The sequence below is a fragment of the Hydrogenivirga sp. genome (assembly GCF_056450045.1).
The window spans coordinates 1-10,542 of record NZ_JBWONM010000037.1; the positions used below are offsets into that span (position 1 = coordinate 1).

Below are 10,542 nucleotides of genomic sequence, written 5' to 3' on the forward strand. Positions count from 1 at the left end.
TACGAGATAGTCTTCGTTGATGACGGGAGCTACGACCGAACGCCGGAGATACTCAGAGAGTTGGCTGAGAAGGACAAAAGGGTCAAGGTCGTCAGGTTCAGGAGGAACTACGGGCAGACCGCAGCGATGTACGCCGGCTTTGAGCACGCGAGGGGCGATGTGATAATAACAATGGACGCCGACCTTCAGAACGACCCGGAGGACATACCCAGGCTCTTGGAGAAGCTGGAGGAAGGCTACGACATAGTGAGCGGGTGGAGAAAGGACAGGAAGGACCCCTTCCTCTCAAGGAAGCTACCTTCCAAGATAGCCAACTGGATAATCTCTAAGGTAACGGGTGTGGAGCTCCACGATTACGGGTGCACCCTCAAGGCTTACAGGTCCGAGATAGCGAAGAGGTACAGGCTCTACGGCGATATGCATCGCTTCCTGCCAGCCCTCGCAAAGCGCTTCGGTGCAAGAATTGCCGAGATACCCGTAAAGCACCACCCGAGGCTCTACGGGAAGTCAAAGTACGGTATAGGTAGAACCATCAAGGTTATCCTTGACATATTTCTGGTTAAGTTCCTGAACGAGTACATAACCAAGCCTCTCTATGTTTTCGGGGGTTTTGGCTTTCTCCTGCTCGGTGTTGGCGTTCTGATAGAGCTCTACCTGAGCTTTCTGAAGCTCTTTATGGGTGAAGACATAGGTGGAAGACCGCTCCTTATACTCGGTGTTCTCCTTATACTCGCGGGGATACAGCTCCTCTCCACTGGAATAATAGCTGAGCTGATAATAATGACCTACTACGAATCAAGAGGGGAAAAGCCCTACGTTATTGAAGAGAAGATAAACATAAATGACTGAATTAAACTTTAATTATGGAGATTCTCAGGGGAGAGGGGATACTCACCGCCCTCAGGAGGCTTTTTTCGGAGGCAAAAAGAGAGGTAAAGGTAGCCTCCGCATGGGTCAAGGGTGAGGTTCTCAAGGAACTCCTCTCACTTCTTAAGGAGGGTGTCAGGGTTGAGCTAATACTGAGGGCTTCCTCCTACGAGGACTTCCGAATAACGGACCCAGAGGTCTTCAAGGCTGTTAAGGAAAGAGGAGGGAGGCTCTTCCTTAACACGAGGCTACACGCAAAGTTCGTGATAGTTGATGGAAAGAGGGCGCTGGTCGGCTCTGCCAACTTAACCCATTCGGGGCTCCTGCCTGAGGGAAATGTGGAGACCGCCGTCCTTCTGTCGGAGGCTAAGAAGGTAAGGGAGCTTGAGGAGCACTTTGAGGCTATAAAGGAGGAGTCCTACGATTTTTCAAAGACGGTTGCCTTCATACTCCGGCTGGAGACGGCGAGGGAGGGTAAGGTCCTCCTCCTCAGGGAGCTACAGGAACAGACTTACGTAAAGATACCCATTGATAGGGAGAACTTCTTCCTCGGTAGGATATCCCAGATAAGGTCGGTCAACGCCTCCCTTGAGGGTCTCGGTGATGAGCTCCTTCTCAAGGACAGCCCCTTCCTTAGGGAGGTCTTCTCCGTTGATGAAGAATCCTGGAGGGTTGCGAGCGTTTTTGCGAGGGCTCAGGAGGGGGTTGAGCTGAAGGTAGCGAGCTTGGAGGTTCTCGGCGAGTACGAGAGGGAGAGGAACCTCTTCAAGACGCCTGTCCGTCCCCTCAGGGCGGGATCACCCGTTGAGATACTTGAGGTTGGAGAGGAGGCTCTCAGGGCGATACTCCTGAAGAACCACTCGGGCTACGATATGAGATTTCCCACCTATTTGGGGAGGCTTCAGGGAACGGAGGTCAAGGCCTACCTTGATATGGATAAGGTTGTCTCAATGCACATGGCTGTTATAGGAACAACCGGCTCGGGGAAGACGACCTTTGTGAAGAAGGTGCTCAAGAACTTCACAGAGCCCGTGAAGGTTTTTGTCTTTGATATGTACGGCGAGTATTCTCAGTTCCTGAAGGAGGTCGGGGATGCGAGGGAGGTGAGGGTAGGAAACGTCCTTTTGCCCGTTGATGGAGATGACCTGAAGCGCCTCTTCAAGGAGTACGGACTCACCATATCCGAGAAGTCCCACGATGAGAAGGAGGTCATGTCCTTCTTCAGGAGGCACCTAAAGCCTGAGCTTGGCAGAACAGCCCTCGGAGAAAAGAGCCTTGAGACCCTCGTCAAAGAGGCAGCCATCAGGGTAAAGGACAGATACCTGAGGGAGGCTCTCCTTGATGCGGTTGAGTTCTGGAAGAGAAACCTCGGAGAGGAGTCCGTCTCGGGACAGCCGGAGCTCGTCAGGGAGCTCAGGAACTCCTTGGAGTCCGGTGAGAGGTTCGTAGTGTATGACTACAAGGACGTTGATATAACCGAAACCAGGATAAACGTTGCCGGACTCCTTCTAAGAGAGGTTCTCAGGATAGCCAAGGAAGAGCCAGCAGACAGGCTCATAGTCCTTGAGGAGGCTCACAACTTCGCACCCGAGAGGGGAACCTCGGAGATACAGGCGGGACGGGAGAACCTCGCCTACATAAGCGCCAGAAGGATAGCTATGGAAGGAAGGAAGCTGAGGCTCGGTCTGATAGCTATTACCCAGAGACCGGCGAACGTGAGCAAGTTCATCCTCTCCCAGCTCAACACTCAGGTGATATTCAAGCTCATAACTAGGAACGACCTTGAGGCGGTCTCCATCTTCTTTGAACAGAGCAAGGAGGACGTCTTCAACCTCCTCCCCTTCCTTAAGCCCGGGACAGCGTACATAAGCGGCTTGGCGGTTCCCTTCAGCTTCCTCTTTCAGATGGAAGAGATACCTTACTGGTAGCTCATCTTCCTTCAAGCTCGGTGTCGTAGAACTGAAGGTATATCTTCCAGTCCTTCCCCTCCTGGGTACACTTGACAAGAGCCATCCTCTTCCCAGCGGTAAAGTAGTAGCCTATGGCTTTGAAGGGAGGCTTTTTCCTCTCAACCCCGAACTCCTTTTCCATCTGGGAGGCGACGCCTTCAAGCAGCTTCAGACACTCCTCCTTGGAAGGAAGGCTTCCCTTTCCCCAGATACCGTAAACCCTCTTCTCCTTCTGAGATACCTCAACCGCATAGAGCTTTAGGAAGGGGAGCCTCCTCGGAGGCAGAACTATGTAAATGGTCGCACCCTCGGTGGTTTTAGCCACATCAACCACATCTATGTCTTTCAGGGGAGTGCCGAACTTAATCCCGAAGGCACCGGGTATATCACCCGCAGAGCTCAGGCTCACGAGCGTCAGGACTATCAGCAGTGCTCTTATCAGGATTACCTCCTGAGTATATTCTCTCACAGGCGGATAGATTAGTAAACACTAACGTACATAGATTTTATGGAACAGAGGACCTCCTTCGGAGGTATCATATAAAGCCGTGAAGGTGAAGGTCGGTATAGTCGGCTGTGGCATCGTAGGGACTGGGACAGCCAAGCTCTTGATTGAGAACAGGGATGTGCTCAAGAAGAAGACGGGGATAGACTTTGAGCTCGTTAAGGTTGCGGACCTTGACTGGGAAAGGAAGAGGGAGTTTGAAGTCCCACCTGAGGTAAGGACAACCGATTACCAAGAAGTGATAAACTCCTGTGATATCGTCGTGGAGCTCGTTGGAGGCAAGGACTTTGCCAAGAAGCTGATAATGGAGGCTCTTGACAGGGGAAGGCACGTGGTCACTGCCAACAAGCACCTCCTCGCCCTTGAGGGTGAGGAGATATTTCTCAAGGCACAGGAGAGGGGACTCAGGGTAGGCTTTGAAGCCTCAGTTGGTGGTGGCATTCCCGTCATAAAGGCTCTCAGGGAGGGACTCGTCGGCAACAGGATAAGGACCATATACGGGATACTGAACGGCACCACAAACTACATACTGACCCGCATGTTTGAGGAGAACCTGAGCTTTGAGCAAGCCCTCGGTGAGGCTAAGGAGAGAGGCTATGCGGAGGCAGATCCTTCCCTTGATATAGACGGATGGGACGCAGCCCACAAGATAAACATCCTCGCTTCCCTCGCCTTCGGAAGGTACTTCCCCTTTGAGAGCCTTAAGGTTGAGGGTATAAGGGAAGTTGACAGACTTGACGTGGAGCTCGGTAAAGAGCTCGGCTACACCCTCAAGCTCCTCGCCATAGCGAAGCGGTTTGATGGTGAGGTTGAGATAAGGGTCCATCCAACCTTCATCCACTCGGACGAAGCCCTCGCCAAGGTCTCGGGTGTTTACAACGCCGTCATGATTGAGGGGGACTTCGTTGGAAAGACGATGTTCTACGGCCAGGGGGCAGGCTCCCTTCCAACGGCGTCAGCCGTCGTTTCGGATATAGTAGATCTGGGCAGGACCGTTGTGGCAAATGGCGGTGGGGAGATAACCCCTATAGACTGGGAGGATGAGCCCATATCCCTGAGGGAGAACTTCTTCAGCAGGTACTACCTGAGGTTTGATGTCCCCGACAGACCCGGAGTCCTTGCCTCAATATCGCGCGTCCTTGCAGACTTCAACATAAGCATAGCGGCTGTCCTTCAGAAGGAGATGGTCTGTGAGATAGCTGGCAGGAGCGGAGAACCGGTTGTTCCCCTCGTTGTCCTTACCCATAAGGCTTACGAGCTTGACATCCAGAAAGCCCTTTCCCAGATAAGGGGGCTTCCCGTTGTTGTTGGTGAGCCCGTCCTGATAAGGGTTGAGGAGGAGGCGGACTGACTACCTTATCACCACCTCAAAGGGTTCCGACTCGTAGCCCTCGGGCGATACTATCCTGAAGGTGAGCCTAACGGGGGTTCTTATGCTGAGGTTCTTTAAAAACCTTCTGTGGGTGTAGCTCCAGTCCACCAAAGTGCCCGTGTAGTAATCGTCCCCTCTACGGGGATTAAACATGGATATTTCCTCCCTTGGTTCGTTGGACCCGTAGTAGCCGAGCCTTATGTAGAGCTCGTAGGTTCTCTCCTCCCCCTGATGGGCGATAATGGTGTAGAACTTGTCTCCTAAGGAGCTGAGATATATCTGATAGCTCCCCCTGTTGGGGTCCTTATTAAAACCATAGTAAAGGTAGCCTCCCACATAGACATATCTGTAGTTCTTGAAGCGAAAGCCCTTTGCCAGTGGCGGATTTACGGTTATCAGGTCAAGGGGAAGGTTTCTCGGAACGTCATGGGTGTGAGGTACTGTAAGGACAACCCTTATGTCTCCCTTCAGGACTTCCACCTTCTCAATCCTTATGTGTCCCTCGGATATTGTGCTCAGCTCAACGGGGTAGAGCCTCACTTCATAAATGCTCTTAGGGGTCTTCCCGGGCTTTGTATCAGTTTCATAAAGGGCTCTGTGGCAGTAAAGATAGAGCCTCTTTGGTAGCTTCTCCTCTGGGAGCCACCTCCTTACCTCAATCTTGGCAAGACCAACCACGTACTTGAGCGCCTCCCTCCTCGCCTCTATAGGGTCAAGACCTTCCCTTTGAAAGTCCTCAACGTAGCGGTTGAACCTCTTTCTGAGAGATGGGTCCCTTTCCATGGCTCTCAGGACCTCCCTCACTATTTCGGAATCTATCTCCCCATAATCTCCCATCGTAGGGTTTATCGGGTATATCTCGGGCTTTGCGAGATGAGGCTTTTTGCCCACCTTCACGTAAGCGTTGAGAGTCCTCAAGGGTACCTTCTTGGGTAGGTACTCGTTCTTAAGTATAAGGTTCCTTACCTCTTCCGCCTTGAGGTCCGTGAGGTATTGGCAAACAAACCCTTGGTCTTTAATGGACTCGGGAATCTTTCCGGAGACCATATAGCCACCCTCCCTGAGCTTAACCCAGCTCATCTTTATCCCTTTATCCATGAGCTTTATGACTCCTGAAAACCTTTCGGTTTCAAAGGAGAGCTCCTCAGCCTGCAAAAGGGAGAAGGTAAGAAGGATAAGAATAAAAACACCCATGATTAAATTATTAACGTGGTAAGAAAAATTTTCCTCATCTTCAGCCTCTTTCTATCCCTCCTCTTTGGTTCGGAAGATAGCTCCCAAGAAGTCTTTGATAAGAGGGTTAGGGAGTGTGTAGCGGTCTCCACCAAAAGGGGAGAGGTGCCTCCTGAATGCGTGCCTGTCCTCTTAATCCTGTACCTCTCAACCCTCCAGGATGACAGGGGTGCCTCCGCTGAAAAGCTAAAGAAGGAGATTGGTGAGTGCACAGCACTTCTTTTAGAGAAGAGAAAAACACCCCCTGAGTGCTGGCGGGTTGTAGAGGAGCGGTGGCGGGAGTTCCAGAAGGAAGCCGAGATGAGGAGAAGGCTTGAGGAGGATCTGAGAAGGAAGACAAAGGAAGCCAAGGAGATAGATTACAAGCTTCTGGAGAGCACTATCTACAGGGTAGGGAACAAACTTATCTCCTTCGTGAGCGTTGAGGTACCCCTTGAAGAGGTGGAGATCGTTGATTGGTCAGGATCAAAGGGGACTTGGCTCTGCACCTCGGGAAGTAAGATAAACCTCTATAGAGAGCTAAGGGAAGGAGACCCATCCATTGAGGCGGTTTTGTACCTGAGTGATAGAAGGCTGTCCTTAGTCAAAGGCATACCCCAGCTTCCGGAGAGACTTTACAGGCTTGTAATAAAGAAGACCCCGAAGGAGGAGAGGGATTTCAGGGTAGAGGTCTCCAAGGAAGGGGAAATAACACGGATAAGCCTCCCCGTTGAAGTTTTATCTCTGTGGGGAGGACTGTACCTGGGAAGGGACTCTCCTATAACCAAGAGGGTGTGTGAAGCTAAGCTCTTCACCCTTAAAAGACCCATTGATATACTCAAGGTGGAGGTCATGCCCGGCGTCAAGATCACGATAGACGTAAGCGGTCTCCTCAAAAAGGACTTAAAATTAAATAGCTCGGAGGAGTTAAGGTGAGGAAGCTTCTCGCACCTTCCATACTTGCAGGGGACTGGTGGAACATAGGCGAGCAGATAGAGGCTACCATCAGGGGAGGAGCGGATATACTCCACTACGACGTCATGGACGGACACTTCGTACCCAACATAACGGTTGGTCCTGAGCTCCTATCTCACATAAGGAAGAGGGTGAGCGTTCCCATAGATGCCCATCTCATGATAGATGAGCCGGACAGATACATACCCGCCTTTGTAAAAGCGGGTGCGAACTGGGTCAGCGTCCACATAGAGAACGTTGTTCATATCCACAGAACCCTCACTCTGATAAGGGAGCTTGGTGCTAAGGCTGGGGTGGTTCTCAACCCCGGAACACCCGTGGGAGCTGTTGAGGAGGCTCTTTACTATGCGGACTACGTCCTTCTTATGTCGGTCAATCCGGGATTCAGCGGTCAGAGCTTTATAGAGAGGTCTCTGGACAGGCTCATAGCCCTGAGGGAGCTAAGGGACAGGATAAACCCTGACTGCCTCATTGAGATTGACGGAGGTATAAAGGAGAGCAACGTGGTTGAGGTGGTCAGGTCAGGGGCGGACGTTGTGGTAGTTGGCTCAGGCATCTTCTCAGCCCGGGACGTTGAGGCTCAGACGAGGAAGTTGAAGGAGCTCATCTCCTCCGCAGTGGCAGTTTGAGCTCCCTGAGGTTGAAGAGGTTGAATACTACAAAGACCTCCCTCAGATAACCCTTCTGGGTGCCGTAGTAGGTCCTCCTGTAATCAACCTTTAGGGTCCAACAGGCTCCCTTGAGCCCAAGATAGAGATTTCTGTAGAGCTCCTGCCCCGAGATGTTGTCCCTTGTAAGAGAGCCACCGAGCAGTAGAGCCCTTATGCCGAGCTCCCCCTTCACGGTGTACTGGTCGGATATCCGCTTCCCCGTGCTGTTCCTCGTTACAACGTAGCCGAGCGATCCCTTGAAATTCTTTACGCTGATGCTCGCCGAGCTTGCACTCTGGGCGAATATCCCGAGATTTGCGTCGTATATCGTGTCCTCACTCAGGCTAAGCCACTGGGCAGGGTAGAGGGAAAGGATAGCTCTGAGGGGCACCAGCTTCTCCTTTACGAGGGCGCTGTCGGTGGGAAACCTGTAAGAGCCGAGCAGGTTGTAACCTCCTTCCAGAAAGAGGCTCGCTACACTCCTCCCCTTGTGCACCATTGAGGCGCTGTACCTGAGGCGGAAGTTGCTCTCCTTGGTCACGTTGTCAAAGCTGTCAAACTGGGGGTTGTTGTAGTCCTCGGGGGAAAAGGAGTAAACGAGCTCAAGGACGTTTGAGAAGTTTATCTTGCCGAGGCTGAGGCTGTGAAATATTGGTAGCCTGTTCTCAAAGAGGAAGGTGCTGACCCTCTCATCCAGACCCTCCTCCCCCTCCGTGAAGTAAAAGTTGTTGATGAGCTTAAGGCTCATGTAGTCGGTAAGCTCAAATAGCTTCAGGGGAAGCTCCGCCTGAGGGTTGAATATAAGCCTTTTTGAGCGCAAACCCTCCTCCCTGTAAAAGTTGGTGAAGGTGCTCGTGAGGCTCAGGTAGGCAGGTCCGAGGCGCTTTGGTCTTGAGTAAAAGCCCATCTCGGGGAGAAGGTGGAGCGTCTGGCGGTTTGTATCGGAGGTAAGGTCGTAGTAGCTTCTAAGGTTCAGTGTCAGGAGGTAGTCCTTCTTGAGCTCGGTGTAGTTGAGGTACGAGAGGGTGAAGGGTACCGTTCTCTCTCCCTGGGAGAAGTAGAAGTCCTCAAAGAAGTAAGGGTCTGAAGGAAGATCCAAGCCGAGCTTCCAGCCCTTAAGGGAGCTCCTGAGCTCAATCCTGAACCTGTTCTCCCTGAAAGTCTTCAAATTCCTCCCCTCCCACCACTCCCCCGCAGGCTCTGGCTCCTTGTAGTAGGATATCCTCATGTAGAACCTGTTCTTCCAAGTGAACGCCTGCCTGTATTCAAGCCAAACACCCTTTGCCTGCTTGTCCCTGTAATCAAGGGTAAGGGTTGCGTCCTTGTCCTGGGAGATAGCCCAGTATATAGGCTGTATGTATATGAAGTTGTTGTAGGAATTGCTCCCTATCATGGGGGGCAGGAGTCCCGACCTCCTCTTGCCGACGGGAAAGATGGCTAAAGGGCTGTAAAAGACGGGCAGGTTGAAGAACTTGAAGGAGTTGCTCAGGGAGAGGACGTATCTGTCGGAGACCCTTGCCTTCAGGAAGCAGACCTTTAGTTCCTTGTCTTCAGGGGGGCAGGTGGTAACATCACCCTCATAGACGTGGTACAGCTTATCACCAACCTTCTCAACCCTCTTGGCGCTGAAGTAAAACTCCCTGAATCGTCCCTGAGCATCAAGGAAGTAACCCTTCTCCTCCCTCAGGTTCAGATAAGCCTGGCTTCCCTTCACGACTAGGCTCTTGTCCTCCTTCTCTACATAGACGTTGCCGTAGGCGAAGACCTCTTTGCTCTTTGGGTTGTACTTCACCCTGTCCGCCCTTATCAGGTATTCCCTGTACTGAGCCTCAACCTCCCCTTCAGCTATGATGTTTCCCTCTCCGTCCGTTCTGAGGCTTTTAGAGAGTATCTCAACGCCCAAGGACAGGGAAACGGCGATCAGAAGGATTATTAGCCCTTTAGCCACCCGAATATTTTATTCTCAAGCTCCCGAAGGTCGTGGAAGATGTAGTCGGGCTTAAAGTCCGTCTTCCTGAGCTCCTCCTCCCTGTACTTGCCCGTTGTCATGAAGATGGTCTTTATCCCAACCTCCTTCGCACCCATAAGGTCGGTGTATATGTCGTCGCTCACGAGGAAGACCTCCTCCTGAGGGAGTCCTTTTAGGGCGAGCCTTATGAACTCCGGAGAGGGTTTGCCGAGGTTTGGAAGTTCCCCTTCGTAACCCGTGCTGTAGGCTATCATCCTTGCAAAGGATCCCGCCCCGGGGAAGTAGAGACCGTCCGAGTCCCTCACTATCCGGGATAGATTTACGGGAACTATCTTTGCCTTGTTCAGAAACACCGCCGATACGGCGGTCTTTATCTTATAGAAGTTTACCTCCTTGTCCTGGGCAACAACGACCGCTTCAACCTCATGGTCGTTCTTCACCTCAAAGCCCTGCTGGGAGAGGAACTCAGAGAGCATGGCGGTCCCCATCACGAAGAGGCTCTTGACCCCGAGGCGCCTCAGGTAGTCCGGTAGCACTCCCACGGGTGATATAAAGTCCTCCCCTGTGATGTCAAATCCCTTCACCCTGAGCTTGTGGACTATGAGCTCGGGCGGGCGTGTTGAGTTGTTGGAAACTATCCTGAAGGGCACGCCCCACTTCTTTAGGTTCTTTATAAAGGTGGTGGCGTAATCAAAGGGAGTGAACTCCTTGTCCTTTGTGAGGACACCGTCCATATCTATCAGGAGCGTGAACATGGGAAGTATTTTATCTTGGAATCTCAACCCTCTGCAGTGCTTCCCTGACCACTTCTTCCTTGCTCACCCCCTCCCTAACTATGAGCCTGTGGGCTATCACCCTTTCCACTACCTCAAGAACGTCCTCGGGTATAACGAAGTCCCTCCCCTTGGTGTAAGCGACCGCCCTCGCACACTGGGACAGGTGTATGGTCCCGCGGGTTGAGGCACCGAGCAGGACCTTAGGGTCTGTCCTCGTCTGCTCAGCTATGGAGACTATGAACTCCGCAACCTCCGGAGATATGTAAA

10 protein-coding genes are annotated in these 10,542 nt (G+C 52.1%); 5 read left to right on the plus strand and 5 right to left on the minus strand.

The annotated features are described in order from the left end of the window. Together AC1HCM_RS01335 and AC1HCM_RS01340 are read left to right on the plus strand one after the other, a co-directional pair. Nucleotides 1-849 (plus strand): glycosyltransferase family 2 protein (locus AC1HCM_RS01335; RefSeq protein WP_479459977.1); only part of this gene is annotated, 849 nt, incomplete at its 5' end. 14 nt (nt 850-863) lie between these two features. Further along, entirely contained in the window at nt 864-2,795 is a 1,932-nt protein-coding gene (locus AC1HCM_RS01340) for a helicase HerA domain-containing protein (RefSeq protein WP_479459978.1), read from the plus strand. Between the two features lies 1 nt (nt 2,796). On the opposite strand, the gene AC1HCM_RS01345 is transcribed toward AC1HCM_RS01340, so the two are convergent. After that, nucleotides 2,797-3,285: a hypothetical protein gene (locus AC1HCM_RS01345; RefSeq protein ID WP_479459979.1), complete on the minus strand. Its 489-nt coding sequence runs from the start codon at nt 3,283-3,285 to the stop codon at nt 2,797-2,799. 79 nt (nt 3,286-3,364) lie between these two features. Here AC1HCM_RS01345 and AC1HCM_RS01350 point away from each other — a divergent pair, with 79 nt between their 5' ends. Next, on the plus strand, nt 3,365-4,672 hold the full coding sequence (locus AC1HCM_RS01350) for a homoserine dehydrogenase (protein ID WP_479459980.1): 1,308 nt from the start codon (nt 3,365-3,367) through the stop codon (nt 4,670-4,672). On the opposite strand, the gene AC1HCM_RS01355 is transcribed toward AC1HCM_RS01350, so the two are convergent. Continuing rightward, nucleotides 4,673-5,887 (minus strand): hypothetical protein, encoded by a 1,215-nt coding sequence (locus tag AC1HCM_RS01355; RefSeq protein WP_479459981.1) that lies wholly within the window; start codon nt 5,885-5,887, stop codon nt 4,673-4,675. A 15-nt stretch (nt 5,888-5,902) separates the two neighbouring features. On the opposite strand from AC1HCM_RS01355, the gene AC1HCM_RS01360 reads away from it, so the two are divergent. Both AC1HCM_RS01360 and rpe read left to right on the plus strand, forming a co-directional pair. After that, nucleotides 5,903-6,841: a hypothetical protein gene (locus AC1HCM_RS01360; RefSeq protein ID WP_479459982.1), complete on the plus strand. Its 939-nt coding sequence runs from the start codon at nt 5,903-5,905 to the stop codon at nt 6,839-6,841. Next, the gene (gene rpe / locus AC1HCM_RS01365; protein WP_479459983.1) at nt 6,838-7,509 is read left to right on the plus strand and encodes a ribulose-phosphate 3-epimerase; all 672 of its coding nucleotides are present in this window, start codon (nt 6,838-6,840) and stop codon (nt 7,507-7,509) included. Before AC1HCM_RS01360 ends, rpe begins: the two co-directional genes overlap by 4 nt. Here rpe and AC1HCM_RS01370 read toward each other — a convergent pair. From AC1HCM_RS01370 to AC1HCM_RS01380, 3 genes are all read right to left on the minus strand, one after another. Next, the gene (locus AC1HCM_RS01370) at nt 7,484-9,478 is read right to left on the minus strand and encodes an LPS-assembly protein LptD (protein ID WP_479459984.1); all 1,995 of its coding nucleotides are present in this window, start codon (nt 9,476-9,478) and stop codon (nt 7,484-7,486) included. The two genes, rpe and AC1HCM_RS01370, sit on opposite strands and share 26 nt — an antisense overlap. Continuing rightward, complete coding sequence (locus AC1HCM_RS01375) at nt 9,463-10,254, minus strand: HAD-IIA family hydrolase (RefSeq protein WP_479459985.1); 792 nt, start codon at nt 10,252-10,254, stop codon at nt 9,463-9,465. The genes AC1HCM_RS01370 and AC1HCM_RS01375 overlap by 16 nt, the downstream gene beginning before the upstream one ends. 10 nt (nt 10,255-10,264) lie before the next feature. Next, the coding region (locus AC1HCM_RS01380) for an AAA family ATPase (RefSeq protein ID WP_479459986.1) at nt 10,265-10,542 on the minus strand (278 nt) is incomplete at its 5' end.

Bases quoted from the DNA above. Each gene is read 5' to 3' on its own strand.
- AC1HCM_RS01340 (WP_479459978.1), top strand. From the start codon at position 864: ATGGAGATTCTCAGGGGAGAGGGGATACTCACCGCCCTCAGGAGGCTT.
- AC1HCM_RS01355 (WP_479459981.1), bottom strand. From the start codon at position 5,887: ATGGGTGTTTTTATTCTTATCCTTCTTACCTTCTCCCTTTTGCAGGCT.
- AC1HCM_RS01375 (WP_479459985.1), bottom strand. From the start codon at position 10,254: ATGTTCACGCTCCTGATAGATATGGACGGTGTCCTCACAAAGGACAAG.